The 16,837-nt window shown below is 55.7% G+C and carries 17 protein-coding genes; 9 read left to right on the top strand and 8 right to left on the bottom strand.

Features of this window, described 5'->3' with window-relative positions; genetic code table 11:
• The first annotated feature begins 52 nt into the window (after positions 1 to 52).
• Entirely contained in the window at positions 53 to 598 is a 546-nt protein-coding gene (locus RTE01_RS08110; RefSeq protein WP_041144272.1) for an antibiotic biosynthesis monooxygenase, read from the top strand.
• Positions 599 to 622: 24 nt separating this feature from the next.
• Positions 623 to 2,491 carry an amidohydrolase gene (locus tag RTE01_RS08105; RefSeq protein ID WP_041144273.1) on the top strand — a complete coding sequence of 623 codons (1,869 nt, stop codon included), beginning with the start codon at positions 623 to 625 and terminating at the stop codon, positions 2,489 to 2,491.
• A gap of 75 nt (positions 2,492 to 2,566) precedes the next feature.
• On the opposite strand, the gene fba is transcribed toward RTE01_RS08105, so the two are convergent.
• From fba to acpH, 7 genes are all read right to left on the bottom strand, one after another.
• The gene (fba, locus tag RTE01_RS08100; protein WP_076944649.1) at positions 2,567 to 3,427 is read right to left on the bottom strand and encodes a class II fructose-1,6-bisphosphate aldolase; all 861 of its coding nucleotides are present in this window, start codon (positions 3,425 to 3,427) and stop codon (positions 2,567 to 2,569) included.
• Positions 3,428 to 3,456: 29 nt separating this feature from the next.
• The gene (locus RTE01_RS08095) at positions 3,457 to 4,419 is read right to left on the bottom strand and encodes a carbohydrate kinase family protein (protein WP_134525320.1); all 963 of its coding nucleotides are present in this window, start codon (positions 4,417 to 4,419) and stop codon (positions 3,457 to 3,459) included.
• A 66-nt stretch (positions 4,420 to 4,485) separates the two neighbouring features.
• A complete protein-coding gene (locus RTE01_RS08090; protein ID WP_041144276.1) occupies positions 4,486 to 5,877 on the bottom strand; it encodes a PTS ascorbate transporter subunit IIC in 1,392 nt (463 codons plus the stop codon).
• 20 nt (positions 5,878 to 5,897) lie between these two features.
• The gene (locus tag RTE01_RS08085; protein ID WP_041144277.1) at positions 5,898 to 6,185 is read right to left on the bottom strand and encodes a PTS sugar transporter subunit IIB; all 288 of its coding nucleotides are present in this window, start codon (positions 6,183 to 6,185) and stop codon (positions 5,898 to 5,900) included.
• 5 nt (positions 6,186 to 6,190) lie between these two features.
• A complete protein-coding gene (locus RTE01_RS08080) occupies positions 6,191 to 6,634 on the bottom strand; it encodes a PTS sugar transporter subunit IIA (protein ID WP_134528408.1) in 444 nt (147 codons plus the stop codon).
• Positions 6,635 to 7,077: 443 nt separating this feature from the next.
• Entirely contained in the window at positions 7,078 to 7,680 is a 603-nt protein-coding gene (locus tag RTE01_RS08075) for a peroxiredoxin (protein WP_004858569.1), read from the bottom strand.
• 169 nt (positions 7,681 to 7,849) lie between these two features.
• The gene (gene acpH / locus RTE01_RS08070; RefSeq protein WP_041144279.1) at positions 7,850 to 8,431 is read right to left on the bottom strand and encodes an ACP phosphodiesterase; all 582 of its coding nucleotides are present in this window, start codon (positions 8,429 to 8,431) and stop codon (positions 7,850 to 7,852) included.
• Between the two features lie 367 nt (positions 8,432 to 8,798).
• Between acpH and queA the strand changes: the two genes are divergently transcribed.
• The 7 genes from queA to RTE01_RS08035 all read left to right on the top strand — a co-directional run bounded on the left by queA (position 8,799) and on the right by RTE01_RS08035 (position 15,830).
• Positions 8,799 to 9,863 carry a tRNA preQ1(34) S-adenosylmethionine ribosyltransferase-isomerase QueA gene (gene queA, locus RTE01_RS08065; protein WP_041144280.1) on the top strand — a complete coding sequence of 355 codons (1,065 nt, stop codon included), beginning with the start codon at positions 8,799 to 8,801 and terminating at the stop codon, positions 9,861 to 9,863.
• 194 nt (positions 9,864 to 10,057) lie between these two features.
• The gene (gene tgt, locus RTE01_RS08060; RefSeq protein WP_041144281.1) at positions 10,058 to 11,185 is read left to right on the top strand and encodes a tRNA guanosine(34) transglycosylase Tgt; all 1,128 of its coding nucleotides are present in this window, start codon (positions 10,058 to 10,060) and stop codon (positions 11,183 to 11,185) included.
• Positions 11,186 to 11,207: 22 nt separating this feature from the next.
• The gene (yajC, locus tag RTE01_RS08055; protein ID WP_041144282.1) at positions 11,208 to 11,540 is read left to right on the top strand and encodes a preprotein translocase subunit YajC; all 333 of its coding nucleotides are present in this window, start codon (positions 11,208 to 11,210) and stop codon (positions 11,538 to 11,540) included.
• A gap of 25 nt (positions 11,541 to 11,565) precedes the next feature.
• The gene (secD, locus tag RTE01_RS08050) at positions 11,566 to 13,413 is read left to right on the top strand and encodes a protein translocase subunit SecD (RefSeq protein WP_071844890.1); all 1,848 of its coding nucleotides are present in this window, start codon (positions 11,566 to 11,568) and stop codon (positions 13,411 to 13,413) included.
• A 10-nt stretch (positions 13,414 to 13,423) separates the two neighbouring features.
• Positions 13,424 to 14,395 carry a protein translocase subunit SecF gene (gene secF, locus RTE01_RS08045; RefSeq protein WP_041144284.1) on the top strand — a complete coding sequence of 324 codons (972 nt, stop codon included), beginning with the start codon at positions 13,424 to 13,426 and terminating at the stop codon, positions 14,393 to 14,395.
• 312 nt (positions 14,396 to 14,707) lie between these two features.
• Positions 14,708 to 15,085, top strand: coding sequence for a VOC family protein (locus RTE01_RS08040; RefSeq protein WP_041144285.1), 378 nt, complete (start codon positions 14,708 to 14,710; stop codon positions 15,083 to 15,085).
• 49 nt (positions 15,086 to 15,134) lie between these two features.
• Positions 15,135 to 15,830: a helix-turn-helix transcriptional regulator gene (locus RTE01_RS08035; protein WP_115193463.1), complete on the top strand. Its 696-nt coding sequence runs from the start codon at positions 15,135 to 15,137 to the stop codon at positions 15,828 to 15,830.
• A 51-nt stretch (positions 15,831 to 15,881) separates the two neighbouring features.
• Here RTE01_RS08035 and RTE01_RS08030 read toward each other — a convergent pair whose 3' ends face one another.
• Complete coding sequence (locus tag RTE01_RS08030; RefSeq protein WP_041144287.1) at positions 15,882 to 16,766, bottom strand: nucleoside-specific channel-forming protein Tsx; 885 nt, start codon at positions 16,764 to 16,766, stop codon at positions 15,882 to 15,884.
• Positions 16,767 to 16,837: the final 71 nt, after the last annotated feature.

Genomic DNA, 16,837 nt, shown 5'->3' with positions numbered 1-16,837 from the left:
TATGGCTGATGGCGGGGAAATCCCGCCGCTTCCCTGCAGCAAGGAGCTCCTTATGGCGCAACAGAAATCGGTAACGCTGGTCATCAGTCATATGCTCGATCCCGAACACGGTAAGCGCTATGAAGAGTGGCTCGGAAAAATCATGCCGGTGGCAGCGGAGTTTCCCGGGCACCTTGGCGCTAACGTCATTCGCCCGGGGGCCGGGCAGAATTTATGGAGCGTCATTATTCGCTTCGACACCATTGAGCACCTCTACGCCTGGACGCAGTCAGAAACGCGCCGCGAACTGGTTGCTGAAATTGCGCCGCTGCTTAACGAGGGCGATCGCACCGAGGTCCGTACCGAGCCGGCTTTCTGGTTTACCCCGCCGGCGGCCAACGTGCGCCAGCCGCTGCGCTGGAAGCAGTTTCTGATAACCCTACTGGTTATCTTCCCCAGCACCAACCTGGTGCCCTGGCTGACCGGCATGCTGCTGCCCTCGATGCGGGGAAGCCTGCCGCTACATTTGATAAACGATGCCTGCGTCGTCGCGCTGGTGGTCTGGTTCTGGATGCCCATCGTGACCCGCCTGTTTGCTGGCTGGTTAAAGAAAAACTGAGTCAGCCTCCTCAAGGAGAGCGTTATGTCACAAACTGCCACACTGATCCTGACCCATGGTCGGATCCACACCCTCGATCGCCAAAATCCGCTGGCCGACGCGGTAGCGATCGCCGACGGTAAGATCCTCGCGGCCGGGAGCCACGATCGGATCATGAGCTTTGCCGGCGAAGGCACGCAGATCGTCGATCTGCAGGGCCATACGGCGATCCCCGGGCTGAATGATTCCCACCTGCACCTGATCCGCGGCGGGCTGAACTACAACCTTGAGCTACGCTGGGAAGGCGTTCCCTCGCTGGCGGACGCGCTGCGGATGCTCAAAGAGCAGGCCGATCGCACGCCTTCGCCGCAGTGGGTGCGGGTGGTCGGCGGCTGGAGCGAATTCCAGTTTGCCGAGCGGCGCATGCCGACGCTGGAAGAGCTCAACCAGGCGGCGCCGGATACGCCGGTATTCGTGCTGCATCTCTACGATCGCGCGCTGCTTAACCGCGCGGCGCTGAAGGCCGTAGGCTATACCAAAGAGACGCCGGATCCGGCGGGCGGCGAAATTGTGCGGGATAGCAACGGCAATCCGACCGGGATGCTGATCGCCAGGCCCAATGCCATGATCCTCTACGCGACGCTGGCGAAGGGGCCGAAGCTGCCGCTGGAGCTGCAGGTGAACTCGACGCGCCAGTTTATGCGCGAACTGAACCGTCTCGGGCTGACCAGCGCGATTGACGCCGGCGGCGGCTTCCAGAACTACCCGGAAGATTATGAAATTATTGAGCAGCTGCACGCGAACCAGCAGATGACCGTGCGCATTGCCTATAACCTGTTTACCCAGCGTCCGAAGCAGGAGCTGGATGATTTCGAACGCTGGACCGATATGCTGAAGCCGGGGCAGGGGACCGACTTTTTCCGCGCCAACGGCGCCGGCGAGATGCTGGTCTTTTCGGCGGCGGATTTTGAAGATTTCCTGCAGCCGCGTCCGGATCTGCCGGCGGGAATGGAGGACGAGCTGGAGCGGGTGGTGCACCACCTGGTCGAACACCGCTGGCCGTTCCGCCTGCATGCCACCTATGACGAATCCATCAGCCGGATGCTGGACGTCTTTGAGAAGGTAAACCGCGAGATTCCGTTTAACGGCCTGCACTGGTTCTTTGACCATGCGGAAACCATCACCGAGCGCAATATTGAGCGCGTGAAGGCGCTGGGCGGCGGGATTGCGGTACAGCACCGGATGGCCTTCCAGGGGGAATATTTTGTCGACCGCTACGGTATCGATGCGGTGAAGCACACTCCGCCGGTGGCGAAAATGCTGGAAATGGAGGTGCCGGTGGGGCTCGGCACCGACGCCACCCGCGTGGCGAGCTACAACCCGTGGACCGCGCTCTACTGGCTGGTTTCCGGGCGCACCGTCGGCGGCATGGCAATGTACGACGAGAGCAACCGCCTGCCGCGTGACGTGGCGCTGGAGCTATGGACGGCGGGCAGCGCCTGGTTCTCCAGCGAGCAGGGCAAAAAAGGGCGTATTGAGCAGGATCAGCTCGCCGATCTGGTGGTGCTGTCGAAGGACTATTTCAGCGTGCCGGAAGAGGAGATAAAAGGCATCGAATCGGTGCTGACGGTGGTTGACGGCAAAGTGGTTTATGCCGCCGGACACTTCTCGCCGCTGGCGCCGCCGCCCATCCCGGTGCTGCCGGAGTGGTCTCCGGTGGTCAAGGTTCCGGGCCACTACCGCTCGGCGCCGCCCGCGGCGGCAAAAATCGGCGCCATCGTGCAGATGCACCAGTGCTGCGGCAGCTGCGGCGTCCACGGCCACCAGCACGATATTGCGCGCCGGTCGTCGATCCCGGTTGCCGATGAGCAGGCGTTCTGGGGCGTGTTGGGCTGCTCCTGCTTCGCGTTTTAGCCGCTGATTAACCAGCCTCCGGATCTGTCCGGGGCTGGGTTTTCCCTGAAGTGGCGCCGATAAAGTGAAAATTGGCTAATAGCGGTTTTGTGAGCCAAACAGCTCAATGCGCCGCGCGATCATTTCGCGCACCGGTTTCAGCCCCTGGCCGATCACTTTACGCGGGTCGTTCACATCATGCCCGGTATCGGCAGATAATATAGCCTTCACCTCCTGGCACCAGGCGTACATATTTTCGGTATTGACGTTAATTTTGGCCGTGCCGCAGGCAATGGCCTTACGCATATCCTCGTCGGCAATACCGGTGCCGCCGTGCAGCACCAGCGGAACCTTAACCCGCTCCGCAATCGCCTTCATCTCCGTAAACCCGAGCTTTGCTTTGCCTTTGTACAGCCCGTGGGTCGAGCCTAACGCCGCTGCCAGACAATCGACCTGAGTTTCGCTGACCAGGGTGTAGCACTCCTGCGGGTCAGCATAGATCACCGTCGAGTTGACGATACCGTCTTCGCTTCCGGCAATGGTGCCCAGCTCAGCTTCAACCGAAATGCCTCTGGCATGCGCCAGCCCGACCAGATGGCGGGTGATGGCCAGGTTTTCGCTGAACGGCAGGTGCGAACCATCAAACATGATGGAGCTGAATCCGGCCTCAATAGCCGCTTCGCAGGCTTCACGGGTGGTCCCGTGATCGAGATGCAGCGCGACCGGAATATCAATGTGTAAATAATCAATCGCGTTGACCACGATGTCATGAATACATTTTAATCCCAGCATATGCTTAACGGTACCGCCGGAGACGCCTAAAATAACCGGGGAGCGCAGCTGTTGTGCGGTGCTTAATACGGCAGCGACCCATTCCAGATTATTAATATTGAACTGCCCTACGGCATAACCGTCCCGTAGGGCATGCTGAAGCATGTCCTTCATAGAAACTAACATGATCACCTCTCGATATTGATTAACGAAAATTATTCACCAAAATATTGCGTTAAGTTTCTTTCGTAGTTATTTAGCGAGTTATGGACGATGGCAAGGTCGGGCATTGATTCACGTACCCCCTTTTTCTCAATAGAGATTGCAGCGGTCAGGCTGGCAAACAAAATAATATTGTCGATATGCCACGAGTAGTGCACGCCATAGGTAAAGGCGCCGTGGAATACGTCCCCGGCGCCGGTCGTATCGACCACATTGCAGAGCCAGGCCGGAACAATTTGCAGCATGCCGCTTTTTAAGAACGCACAGCCTTTTTCCCCCAGCGTAATAAAGGTGTCACCGCGGCAAATTTTATTTAGCTCGATCAGTGCGGCTTTAATTTCCGCTTCGGTCTCGAGGGCGCGATAGCCCATATAGTCTCTGGCGAAATGCTCGCTAACAACAAAGTAATCGGTCCAGGCTGCCAGCTTAATATTACTGGCGCGCAGCGAACCACCGTCCATAACTACCTTTGCGGCTGGCAGTTTCTTGATGATATATTCGCTGAGTTCCGCTTCATGCCCATCAACTAATAGCGTTACCGGTTCCTCTGATTCAATGAGCCGCGCCGCTAAATCATCAATTTTCAGCTTCTGGTCGTAGGTCAGCGAAGGCGGTGTCTGCATTTTACGGGTAATAATCGTCCTTGAGCCCGACAGGCGATTCACCAGCACCGACGCCAGCGGGGTGATCATTTCATCGGAGAAGACCACCTGGCTGGTATCGACCCCGGCCTCGGCAAACTCATCGATAATACGCTGGCCGTAAAGGTCCTTATTCAAATGGCCAATGTAGTAAACATCTTCCCCCCACAGCCCCAGCAGCCACGCCGCATTTGCTGCCGGGCCGCCGCCGCTCTCGATAAAGTCGTGGCAGAAATTTTTGGTATTCTCCTGCTGCCATTCGTTAAGAAAAAAGAACTGATCGAAACATGAAAACCCAATGGACAAGATAGCCATAACAACTCCTGATTATTTTGTCAGCTGCGGGAGGAAGTCCCTTCCCGCAGCGAAAAATGAAACCGCTTATTCATTTTTCTTATCCGCAGTGAGCTCCTCATAGCTGAGGGTGTCACCGACCACACGCACTGAGCGGAAGCAGAATGGCACCAGCAGCGCGACCAGAAGCGCCAGGCAGATGAGATAGATCGTTATCTGACCAAACTGGGTGAAGGCATTACCGATGATGATGCCCCAGACCGCAAAGTCGAAGTCGGCGAAGGTGCTGTTCTCAAAGCCGAGGCTACCCAAAGCCGGAAGCAGCATCGCCGGAAGGAACGCAAGGAATATGCCGCCGATAAATGAGGCGATGATGCAGCCGCGTTTGCCGCCCAGCTTATCGGCAAAGACTCCGGAGGTTCCGCCGCAGAAGAAGTGCGGCACCATGCCGGGGATTATCAGCGCCATGCCAAATGCGCCGAGGAAAAGCATGCCGACCAGGCCACCAACGAACGAGCTGATGAACCCCACGACCACGGCGGTTGGGCTAAAGGTAAAAAATACGGCACAGTCGACGGCGGGGATGGAGTTCGGTATCAGCTTCTGGCTGATCCCCTGGAACGCCGGGACGAGATCGCCGAGGATCAGCCGTACGCCGTTGTAGACGATGGCGACGCCGACCGCGAACTGCAGGCCGGTGAGGATAGAGAAGATCAGCATATTCTGGTCGGTTATCGTGCGCAGGTACTCCGTGCCCGCGACGGCGCTGCAGACGAAGTAGATAACAAACATCACGATCCCGGTGGTGACCGTGGTGTCGCGCAGAAAGCCCCATTTCTCTGAGATTTCGGTATCGGCAAATGAATTTGCCGGATTACCGGTTTTCGTGGCGATCCAGGCCGAGATGTAATAGCCCAGCGAGCCGAAGTGCCCCATCGCAATGCCGCCATCTTCGGTAACTTGTTTGGTGTAGCGTTGACCGATTGCCGGAGAAATGGCCGACCATGAGCCCAGCAGGAATCCGCCGATTAATACCAGCATCCAGCCGTGGAACTCTGCCGCCTGCAGCACCGCGGAGAACAGGCAGGCCAGGAAGAAAGAGTGGTGCCCGGTGAGAAAGATATATTTGTACTTGGTGCAGCGCGCAATGAGCAGATTGAAAATAAAGCCTAAGAGCAAAATGCTCATGGTTTCCACGCCCAGCATTTTTTGCGCGACGGAAACAATGGCCTCATTATTAGGGATTACGCCGCGAATATTAAATCCGGCTTCAATAATACCGCCGAGAGGGTTGAGGTTTGCAACAATAACCCCGGCACCGGCGCTTAACATCAAATAGCCTAATATTGGCTTTAAGGTACCGGTCAGTAATTTATTACCCGGGGAGCGCAGCGCCACTAAACCGACAAATGCGATAATCCCCATCAGAAATGCGGGTTGACTAAATATTTCCGCTAAGAAGCTAAGAATAGCCTGCATGGTCGTTCCCTCAATAATGATTAAGAGTGAGTTGCAGCAATTTTGGTGAGTGCTTCAGTAATATCCTCGGCGATTTTTGCCTTGTGCACGTAGCTGCGAATAATGGCGACGTTACAGCGCGCAGGAAACTGGTTTGCCAGCTCTTTAATTGTGACGTAGAGGTCGGCTTTTTCTCCTACCGCGTTGGCAAAATCAACGGAGGCCACGTCGGCTTTAATACCTAATTCATCACATATTTTTTTGACATTATTCGCAGCCATTAATGAACTGCCAATACCGTTACCACAAACCGTTCTGATAACTAACATAATGACTACTCCATTTGCTTGTGGATGAAATGTAATACTGAATTGACGTCATGCTCCTGCTGAAGAAACGTGACAATATCTGATTCAATGAGCGAGGCTATCAGCTGGATCATTTTTATATGGCTATTTGCATCCGCCCCGGCGATGGCGATGATGACGTTCACCGGATCAAACTCCTCGTGGCCAAATGCGATCGGCTGTTGGGTGGTGACTAAGGAAAAACCCGTTTGCAATGCGCCTTTTTCCGGTCGGGCATGGGGCATCGCCAGGCCGTAGTCGATAACAATCGCCGGGCCAAAATCCCGATACACCTCGACCATCGCATTAATATATTCCGGGCGGCAAATATTTTGCCGGACAAGCAGCGTTCCAGCGAATTCGATCGCCTGCTCGGCGGTGGAAATATTTTTCTTCAGCGCAATTAATGTAGGGTTAAAAATAATGTCCATCATCCGATCCTTAATGCGTTCATATTCCTGAACTAGATCATGGACAAATATATCAACAAAAATTAGGCTTCAGATCACATATGGATTTTTAAATATTGAAGTTGATCACATCGGAGGGATATTGGAAATATTTTATCTGAAAATATAAAATTAATTATATTGTTATATATCAACTGCTTATGGTTTTTTGATTTTTCGGAGGAGGAAGGGCAGGCGTGGGGAAGTGAGCTGGTGTCTTAATTTAAAATGGTAAAATGCAATGCCTGTCACAAATATCAGGCTACTTTTTCAGCAAAGTTTGAACGGGATTGCAAAAAAAGGCGTAGCGGAATGCTTCTAGCTCTTTGCGGTCTCCACGGCCTATTTCCAGCAGTAAAAAAAGGGGGGGCGTAAAGCAACAAAAAAGGCTCGCCGTGGCGAGCCTTTTTAAGAACGGCAGCCGATTACAGGCTGGAAACGTTCTCGGTCAGGTATTTAGCGACTCCTTCCGGAGAAGCGGCCATCCCTTCTTTTCCTTTTTCCCACTGGGCCGGGCACACTTCGCCGTGCTCTTCGTGGAACTGCAGCGCGTCAACCATGCGCAGCATTTCGTCGATGTTACGTCCCAGCGGCAGGTCGTTAACCACCTGGTGGCGAACAACGCCGTTCGCGTCGATCAGGAAGGAGCCGCGCAGCGCAACGCCTTCGTCCGGATGTTCGATACCGTAGGCTTTCTGGATTTCACGCTTGATGTCAGCAACCATCGCGTATTTAACCGGACCAATACCGCCCTGGTCTACCGGGGTGTTACGCCATGCGTTGTGAACGAATTCGGAGTCGAAGGAAACGCCAACAACTTCTACGCCGCGCTTCTGGAATTCTTCATAACGTTTGTCAAAAGCGATCAGTTCAGACGGGCAAACGAAGGTGAAGTCCATCGGCCAGAAGAACAGTACGGTGGCTTTACCGTTGGTGTGCTGTTTGAAGTTGAATTTCTCAACGATTTCGCCGTTACCTAAAACTGCTGCCGCGGTAAAATCCGGAGCCTGACGAGTTACCAGAACCATATGATTCTCCTGTTAATACTAAGGTTAATTGAAACGCAACGCGGGCAAGTATAGGGGCAGGAGCGAGCGAACTCAACGTGAGGCTGACAATCGATGAGATAGGTTTTACCTATCAATCGATATCGAAGTATGACCTTCAGAATAGTCTTTTTGTCAGCAAACGCAACCGTTAGAGTTCGCGATTTTTCGCCTGCGCCATCATGCGCGGATAAAAAAGCCAGAACTGCTGCTCCAGCTTGTCGTAGTGGGTATCGAGGTCCTGCCAGGAGTCGCGCAGGGCGTCGAGGCGCGGGCGACGGCTGGCCATTCCGTTAAGGACGCGCTGGATAAAGGCCATATCCTCATAGCGCTCGAGCCAGCGCTCGGACCACATGTACTCATTGAGATTGACGAAGCGCGGCGGCGAATCCGGCAAAATGGTTGCCACCTGGGCATGAGCATAGCGGACGAACTCGCTGAGCGGCATATCGGGCGAGATGCGGTCCCAGTGGTGCGACAGAAAGTGATCCCACATGACGTCGAGCGTAATCGGCGCCACGCGCCGGGTCTGCGGTCGAAACCACTCCCGGGCGGCCTTAACTTCCGCCAGATTGTCGGTCATGACGTCGATTCGCCGATGCATAAAGATGCCGTCAACGATCTCCAGGGGATAGTCCGACTGCGGATTACCGCGGACGAAATCGGCCAGCAGATTGCCCGGCAGCGAGCTGTCGGCAAGGTGGGCTAAGTGCAGGTGTGCGAGAAAATTCATAATACGCGTTGTACTTCCGGTTGCATGTGCGTTGGCTTCTTTACTCGGTCCAGTCGTGGGCCTTGTTCTTCCCGATCGCTGAGTTGGCTAAGCGCCCGGGATTAATGAAGGATATCCATGCCCCTCTCCGGAGGCCAGGCCTCGGCAGGTTAAATTCGTTGCTGACGAATTTGCCTCCCGGTTGCCGCATGACTCGGCCGACGGCCTCGCCCTCATGGTGCCAGCGCAGGCGCTGTTCAAGGCACAGGCGCCTTGTCCTGCAGAGCGAATTATTTAGAGTATTATAACCGTGCTGCGGGGTAAAGGTTGCAGGGAGAACGCCCCGGCACTAGACTACCCGCCTCTTTATTTAGTCTGAGCCACCGTCATGCGCGTTACCGATTTTTCCTTTGAACTACCCGAATCCCTGATTGCCCACTACCCGCAGCCTGAGCGCAGTAGCTGCCGCTTGCTGTCGTTAGACGGGCCGACGGGCGCGCTGACGCACGGTACCTTCACCGATCTGCTCGATAAGCTTAATCCCGGCGATCTGCTGGTCTTTAACAATACCCGGGTGATCCCGGCGCGCCTGTTCGGGCGTAAGGCCAGCGGCGGCAAGATTGAAGTGCTGGTCGAGCGCATGCTGGATGACAAACGCATCCTGGCGCACATCCGCGCCTCGAAGGCGCCGAAGCCGGGCGCCGAGCTGCTGTTGGGCGATGATGAAAGCATCCAGGCGACGATGGTGGCACGCCACGACGCGCTGTTTGAAGTCGAGTTTAACGACGAGCGTCCGGTACTGGATATCCTTAACAGCATCGGCCATATGCCGCTGCCGCCCTATATCGACCGCCCGGATGAAGAAGCCGACCGCGAGCTGTACCAGACCGTTTATAGCGTCAGGCCGGGCGCGGTAGCCGCGCCGACCGCGGGCCTGCACTTTGACGAGCCGCTGCTGGAAAAGCTGCGCGAGAAAGGCGTTGAGATGGCGTTCGTGACGCTGCACGTCGGCGCGGGGACGTTCCAGCCGGTGCGCGTGGACAGCATCGAAGAGCACATCATGCACTCCGAATATGCCGAAGTCCCGCAGGACGTGGTTGACGCAGTGCTGGCCGCCAAAGCGCGCGGCAGCCGCGTTATCGCCGTGGGAACGACCTCGGTACGCTCGCTGGAGAGCGCGGCCCAGGCGGCAAAAAACGATCTGATCGAACCCTTCTTCGGCGACACGAAGATTTTTATCTATCCGGGATATCAGTACAAAGCGGTGGATGCGCTGGTCACTAATTTCCATCTGCCTGAATCTACTCTGATTATGCTGGTTTCGGCGTTTGCCGGCTATCAGCACACCATGAACGCCTATAAGGCTGCGGTAGAACAAAAATATCGCTTTTTTAGCTACGGGGACGCGATGTTTATCACGTACAATCCGCGGGCTATTTTTGAGCGTCCGTAAGAAGGCAAATTCACCTGCCATTTTGACGCCGGGCAGCGCTCGCCATCCTCACGTACTGCATGTACGCTCCGGTGGCTGCGCGCTGGCCAACCCAAACTGGCTGCGCCGATAGCGCCTCCAGGTATTTTTAGCTATGGAACCATTCCGTAGCGAGTTGTTTAACGTCAGACTGTTTTTCTGACGCAGGAGTGATAATGAAATTTGAACTGGATACCACCGACGGTCGCGCCCGCCGCGGTCGCCTGGTGTTTGAGCGCGGCGTGGTTGAAACGCCTGCATTTATGCCCGTCGGGACCTACGGTACCGTTAAAGGGATGACGCCGGAAGAAGTTGAAGCCACCGGCGCGCAGATCATTCTGGGCAACACGTTCCACCTGTGGCTGCGTCCTGGCCAGGAGATCATGAAGCTGCACGGCGACCTGCACGACTTCATGCAGTGGAAAGGGCCGATTCTCACCGATTCCGGCGGTTTTCAGGTCTTCAGCCTCGGCGATATCCGCAAGATAACCGAGCAGGGCGTGCACTTCCGCAACCCGATCAACGGCGATCCTATCTTCCTCGATCCGGAAAAATCGATGGAGATTCAGTTCGATCTCGGCTCCGATATCGTGATGATCTTCGACGAATGTACGCCGTATCCGGCGGACTGGGACTACGCCAAACGCTCGATGGAGATGTCCCTGCGCTGGGCGCAGCGCAGCCGCGACCGCTTTGACGGCCTGGGCAACAAAAACGCGCTCTTCGGCATTATTCAGGGCAGCGTTTACGAAGATTTACGTGATATCTCCGTTAAAGGTCTGGTAGATATCGGCTTTGATGGCTACGCTGTCGGCGGTTTGGCTGTCGGCGAGCCGAAAGAGGACATGCACCGTATTCTCGAGCACGTCTGCCCGCAGATCCCGGCCGACAAGCCGCGATATCTGATGGGCGTCGGCAAGCCGGAAGATCTGGTTGAAGGGGTACGTCGCGGTATCGATATGTTCGACTGCGTTATGCCTACGCGTAACGCGCGTAACGGTCACCTGTTCGTCACCGATGGCGTCGTAAAAATCCGTAATGCGAAGCATAAAAGCGATACGGCGACGCTGGATGCCGAGTGTGATTGCTATACATGTCGCAATTATTCACGCGCTTACTTGCATCATCTCGATCGTTGCAACGAAATATTGGGCGCGCGCCTCAACACCATTCATAACCTGCGTTATTATCAGCGCTTAATGGCTGGTTTACGCAAGGCTATTGAAGAGGGTAAATTAGAGAGCTTCGTGGCCGATTTTTACCAACGTCAGGGACGAACCGTTCCTCCTTTGAACGTTGATTAATTTTAATAATGAGGGAATTTCAATGAGCTTTTTCATTTCTGATGCGGCAGCAGCAACCGGTGGCGCAGCGCAGAGCAGCCCGATGTCTCTGATCCTGATGCTGGTGGTGTTTGGTCTGATTTTTTACTTCATGATCCTGCGCCCACAGCAGAAACGCAGCAAAGAACATAAAAATCTGATGAGCTCCATCGCCAAAGGTGATGAAGTGCTGACGAATGGTGGCCTGGTTGGTCGCGTCACTAAAGTTGCCGAAAGCGGATACATCGCTATCGCACTGAACGACACCACTGAAGTGGTTATCAAACGTGACTTCGTAGCCGCCGTTCTGCCGAAAGGCACCATGAAGGCGCTGTAATCCACTTTTCCCTAAGGGAACTGCCGTGTTAAACCGTTATCCTTTGTGGAAGTACGTCATGCTGGTCGTCGTCATTGTCGTCGGCCTGCTGTATGCGCTCCCCAACCTGTATGGTGAGGATCCGGCCGTTCAAATCACTGGCGCGCGCGGCGTCGCCGCCAGTGAGCAAACGCTGATCCAGGTCCAGAAAACGTTACAAGAAGAAAAAATTACCGCTAAGTCTGTGGCACTGGAAGAGGGCGCAATTCTTGCGCGCTTCGACACCACCGATGTCCAGCTCCGCGCACGCGAAGTGCTGGTGGACGTGTTGGGTGATAAATACGTCGTGGCGCTGAACCTTGCTCCGGCAACCCCGCGCTGGCTGGCGGCTATCCATGCCGAGCCGATGAAGCTGGGTCTTGACCTTCGCGGTGGCGTACACTTCCTGATGGAAGTCGATATGGACACCGCGCTGGGCAAACTGCAGGAACAAAATATCGACAGCCTGCGCAGCGAGCTGCGTGATAAAGGCATTCCTTACTCCACCGTGCGTAAAGAAGACAATTTTGGTCTGAGCATCGCTTTTCGTGACGCTACCGCGCGCGATCAGGCTATCTCTTATCTTAGCCCGCGTCACCGCGACCTGGTTATCTCCACTCAGGGCAGCACCGGCCTGAAAGCGGTGATGACCGACGAGCGCCTGAAAGAAGCCCGCGAATACGCCGTGCAGCAGAACATCAACATTCTGCGCAACCGTGTAAACCAGCTGGGCGTTGCCGAGCCGCTGGTTCAGCGTCAGGGTGCCGACCGCATCGTGGTTGAGCTGCCGGGTATTCAGGACACCGCGCGCGCGAAAGAGATTCTTGGCGCCACCGCGACCCTGGAATTCCGTCTGGTTAACAGCAACGTTGACAGCTCCGCAGCCGCTTCCGGCCGCGTCCCTGGCGACTCTGAAGTGAAAAATACGCGTGAAGGTCAGCCGGTTGTGCTGTACAAGCGCGTGATTCTGACCGGTGACCATATCACCGACTCCACTTCCAGCATGGACGAGTTCAACCAGCCGCAGGTTAACATCTCGCTCGATAGCGCCGGTGGTAACATCATGTCTAACTTCACCAAGGACAACATCGGTAAGCCGATGGCGACCCTGTTTGTGGAGTACAAAGACAGCGGTAAGAAAGATGCCAACGGTCGTTCAATTCTGGCGAAAGAGGAAGAGGTGATTAACATCGCCAACATCCAGTCTCGCCTGGGTAACAGCTTCCGTATTACCGGTATCAGCAACCCGAACGAAGCGCGTCAGCTCTCTCTGCTGCTGCGTGCCGGTGCGCTGATCGCGCCGATTCAGATCGTTGAAGAACGGACTATCGGCCCGACCCTGGGTATGCAGAACATCAAGCAGGGCCTGGAAGCGTGTCTGGCCGGTCTGGTGGTGTCTATCCTGTTCATGATCTTCTTCTATAAGAAGTTCGGCCTGATCGCGACCTCTGCGCTGGTGGCTAACCTGGTGCTGATCGTCGGTATCATGTCCCTGCTGCCTGGGGCGACGCTGAGTATGCCGGGGATTGCGGGTATCGTCTTAACCCTTGCGGTGGCGGTCGATGCGAACGTTCTGATCAACGAGCGTATTAAAGAAGAGTTGAGCAACGGGCGTTCCGTTCAGCAGGCAATTGATGAAGGTTACAGGGGCGCATTCAGCTCGATCTTCGATGCGAACATTACGACGTTGATCAAAGTTATCATCCTGTACGCGGTCGGTACCGGTGCAATTAAAGGGTTTGCTATTACCACCGGTATCGGTGTGGCAACCTCGATGTTTACCGCTATCGTCGGCACCCGTGCCATCGTGAACCTGCTGTACGGCGGCAAGCGCGTTAAAAAGCTGTCTATCTGAGGAGTGCGTTGTGGCACAGGAATATACTGTTGAACAATTGAACCACGGCCGTAAAGTCTATGACTTTATGCGCTGGGACTACTGGGCTTTCGGCATTTCCGGTTTTCTGCTGATTGCCGCCATTGTCGTGATGGGCGTGCGTGGCTTTAACTGGGGTCTCGATTTCACCGGCGGTACGGTGATTGAAATTACCCTCGAAAAACCCGCCGATCTGGACCAGATGCGCGAAGCGCTGCAGAAGGCGGGCTTTGAAGAGCCGCAGCTGCAGAACTTCGGCAGCAGCCGCGACATCATGGTACGTATGCCGCCGGTACATGATACCAACGTCAGCCAGGAGCTGGGCAGCAAGGTCGTGAGCGTGATTAACCAATCGACCAGCCAGGAAGCGACGGTTAAACGAATCGAGTTCGTGGGGCCGAGCGTCGGGGCCGATCTTGCGCAAAGCGGTGCGATGGCGCTGCTGGCGGCGCTGATCTGTATCCTGGTATACGTCGGTTTCCGTTTCGAATGGCGTCTTGCTGCCGGGGTTGTCATCGCCCTGGCGCACGATGTGGTCATTACGATGGGTATCCTCTCGCTGTTCCATATCGAGATTGATCTGACCATCGTTGCCTCGCTGATGTCGGTTATCGGCTACTCGCTGAACGACAGCATCGTGGTATCTGACCGTATTCGTGAAAACTTCCGTAAGATCCGCCGCGGTACGCCGTACGAGATCTTCAACGTGTCGTTGACCCAGACGCTGCACCGTACCTTGATCACATCCGGGACCACGTTAGTGGTGATCCTGATGCTGTATCTCTTTGGCGGTCCGGTTCTCGAAGGCTTCTCGCTGACGATGCTGATCGGTGTCTCCATCGGTACGGCCTCTTCTATCTACGTGGCGTCCGCGCTGGCGCTGAAGCTGGGCATGAAGCGCGAGCATATGCTGCAGCAGAAAGTTGAGAAAGAAGGGGCGGATCAGCCGTCAATTCTGCCGTAAGGCAGTCCCGTTCTGATAACGCAATCCCGGTCGCAAGGCCGGGATTTTTTTATTACAGCGTCGCCAGTTTTGGCTACTCTCCATTATCCGCATGCTATGACATGGAGTAACGCCAGTGGCCGTCATAACCCTCTTCGCACTCCCCAACCGACCCTCCGGCACGGCGTGACCCTACGCCTGCGCAAAGCCGTACAGGCTTCGGGTAGCGCAGAGGCGGGTTAACCGCCAGGGAAGCCAATCGCTACTGACACTACGCTGTCAGTAGCCCTGCCGTAGACTTCTCCTGAACCCAAACAATGGACAGGAGGATGTATGAACAACGTAATTAACTGGTTTGAAATTCCGGTCGCCGATATGGATCGTGCGGTGGCGTTTTACGAGCCGGTGCTGCAGGTGACGCTGCGTCGGGAAAATATGGATTGTGCTGAAATGGCCGTGTTCCCGTACCAGGACCCGGCTCCCGGCGGCGCGTTGGCAAAATTTGACGGGGTTAAACCTGCCGATCAGGGATGTATTATCTATCTGCATACTGACAATCTGGCCGCGACGCTCGACCGCGTAAGCTCCGCCGGCGGGCGCTGCGTCTTTGGCCCGCTTGAGCTGGCGAAGGATATTGGCACCATCGCGCTGTTTATTGACAGCGAAGGTAATCGGATTGGCCTGCATCAACCGAAGAACCTGTCCCGTTAATGCTCAATGACGCCTGCGGGACAGGCCCTAAACAGTAAGAGAAGAGAGAATGAGCCGACGCGCCGACCGCCTTTTTCAAATCGTGCAGATCCTGCGGGGGAGAAGGCTGACCACCGCCGGACTGCTGGCGGAGCGGCTCGGCGTATCGGAGCGCACCATCTACCGGGATATCCGCGATTTGTCGCTCTCCGGCGTGCCGGTGGAGGGGGAGGCCGGCAGCGGATATCGCCTGCTGGCCGGCTACAGCTTGCCGCCGCTAATGCTGACGACCCAGGAGTCGGAAGCGCTGGTGGCCGCCATTCGGCTGCTGCAAACCTGGGGCGGCGAATCGCTGTCCCAGGCGCTGGAGTCGGCTCAGGAAAAGGTGCTGGCGATTTTACCTGAGGAGAGCCGGCGCAAGGCCGAGCAGTCGCGGCTGTTTGCGCCGGACTTTGGCGTTCAGGGCTACAGCAAGACGCAGTTCGATCTGGTGCATCGGGCGGTTTCCGGTCAGCGGGTGCTGGCGCTGCACTATCGCGATGAAGCAGGAAAGGTGTCGCAGCGTGAAGTGCTGCCGCTGGGACTCTTTTTCTGGGGCGAGCGCTGGCTGCTGGTGAGCTGGTGCGAGCTGCGCGATGATTACCGCTGCTTTCGTCTCGACCGCTGCCTGGAAGTGGCGGCTACCGGGCGTCTTTTCAGCGAGCGGGCCGACCGTTCATTGAGTGATTTTCTGCGGAAGGTGAGGTGCGAAGATCGTGAGTCATAATGCGGGTCAATCGATATCCCCGGCGCAGAGGCCGGGGACCATCAGGCAGGATTAGAAGTTGTAACCCACCACGAAGTAACCACCCCAGCCGGTAGAGCGAACGTTGAAGTCGCCGTCACCGAAGTTCAGCTTCGCGTCGTTAGCCCACTGACCGCCGTTATGGAAGTAACGAGCCACTACCGAGTAGTGCCAGTGCGCGTAGTTCAGCGCCAGGATGTGGCTGGAAGCGATGGAGTTGCTGGTGCGCGCGTGTTTGCCGTTCTGGTCGTAGAAGTTGTCATCGCCCAGATCGGAGCCCCAGTCAAAGTTGGTGAAGCCGATGTAGCTCAGCGAGCCGCCCCACAGGTCGGTCAGCGGAACAAAGTATTTCACCTTGAAGCGGTAGCCATCCCACTCGTTTTCGTTGGATGCGCCGTAGTTCTGCCACTGGTATTTTGCATAGACGTTCAGGGAGAGGCTCATCGGCAGGCCGGTATCGATGTCGGTACCGAGACCCATATACCAGGTGCTCTGACGACCGGAGGCGTTGCGGCCCATGTCGTAGATGTAGTTGTTAGCGAAATACCACTCTTTAAACGGACCGAAGCTCAGGTCGGTATTGGTCAGCTTATCGATAGAGAAACGCGGCTCAATTTCCATAAACAGCGGGGAACCGTGGTTCCAGATACCCTTGGCCGTGCTGTTACCGCCGAAGAATACCGGTGCATCCATGTAACCATAGAAATCAAACCAGTCTTTCTTGGCAAACGCTTCGTATTCCAGGTAGGTATCGTTACGGATTTGTGGCCCAAAACGGGTGTGGTAGCTACCCACCACGTTTACACTCTGGTGCCACCAATCAGACAGGTACTGCGGTTTGTCGTTTTCTGCCGCGCCGGCAGTGAAAGATGCGGAGAGCGCCACAACGGCGCTTGCTGCCAGTAATGTTTTTTTCATAATGATGCCACTGTTTAAATTGAGCCAAAAGGCGTGAAGAAAGTTGCCGAAGCGTTTCTAAATATTTCGTA

Origin of the sequence: Klebsiella terrigena (assembly GCF_006539725.1) — a bacterium.
GTDB lineage: Bacteria > Pseudomonadota > Gammaproteobacteria > Enterobacterales > Enterobacteriaceae > Klebsiella > Klebsiella terrigena.
This window is presented reverse-complemented; position numbering and strand designations above follow the sequence as displayed.

Coding starts and splice junctions, on each gene's coding strand:
- RTE01_RS08110 (WP_041144272.1), top strand. CDS start 53: ATGGCGCAACAGAAATCGGTAACGCTGGTCATCAGTCATATGCTCGAT.
- RTE01_RS08105 (WP_041144273.1), top strand. CDS start 623: ATGTCACAAACTGCCACACTGATCCTGACCCATGGTCGGATCCACACC.
- fba (WP_076944649.1), bottom strand. CDS start 3,427: ATGTTAGTTTCTATGAAGGACATGCTTCAGCATGCCCTACGGGACGGT.
- RTE01_RS08095 (WP_134525320.1), bottom strand. CDS start 4,419: ATGGCTATCTTGTCCATTGGGTTTTCATGTTTCGATCAGTTCTTTTTT.
- RTE01_RS08090 (WP_041144276.1), bottom strand. CDS start 5,877: ATGCAGGCTATTCTTAGCTTCTTAGCGGAAATATTTAGTCAACCCGCA.
- RTE01_RS08085 (WP_041144277.1), bottom strand. CDS start 6,185: ATGTTAGTTATCAGAACGGTTTGTGGTAACGGTATTGGCAGTTCATTA.
- RTE01_RS08080 (WP_134528408.1), bottom strand. CDS start 6,634: ATGGACATTATTTTTAACCCTACATTAATTGCGCTGAAGAAAAATATT.
- RTE01_RS08075 (WP_004858569.1), bottom strand. CDS start 7,680: ATGGTTCTGGTAACTCGTCAGGCTCCGGATTTTACCGCGGCAGCAGTT.
- acpH (WP_041144279.1), bottom strand. CDS start 8,431: ATGAATTTTCTCGCACACCTGCACTTAGCCCACCTTGCCGACAGCTCG.
- queA (WP_041144280.1), top strand. CDS start 8,799: ATGCGCGTTACCGATTTTTCCTTTGAACTACCCGAATCCCTGATTGCC.
- tgt (WP_041144281.1), top strand. CDS start 10,058: ATGAAATTTGAACTGGATACCACCGACGGTCGCGCCCGCCGCGGTCGC.
- yajC (WP_041144282.1), top strand. CDS start 11,208: ATGAGCTTTTTCATTTCTGATGCGGCAGCAGCAACCGGTGGCGCAGCG.
- RTE01_RS08040 (WP_041144285.1), top strand. CDS start 14,708: ATGAACAACGTAATTAACTGGTTTGAAATTCCGGTCGCCGATATGGAT.
- RTE01_RS08035 (WP_115193463.1), top strand. CDS start 15,135: ATGAGCCGACGCGCCGACCGCCTTTTTCAAATCGTGCAGATCCTGCGG.
- RTE01_RS08030 (WP_041144287.1), bottom strand. CDS start 16,766: ATGAAAAAAACATTACTGGCAGCAAGCGCCGTTGTGGCGCTCTCCGCA.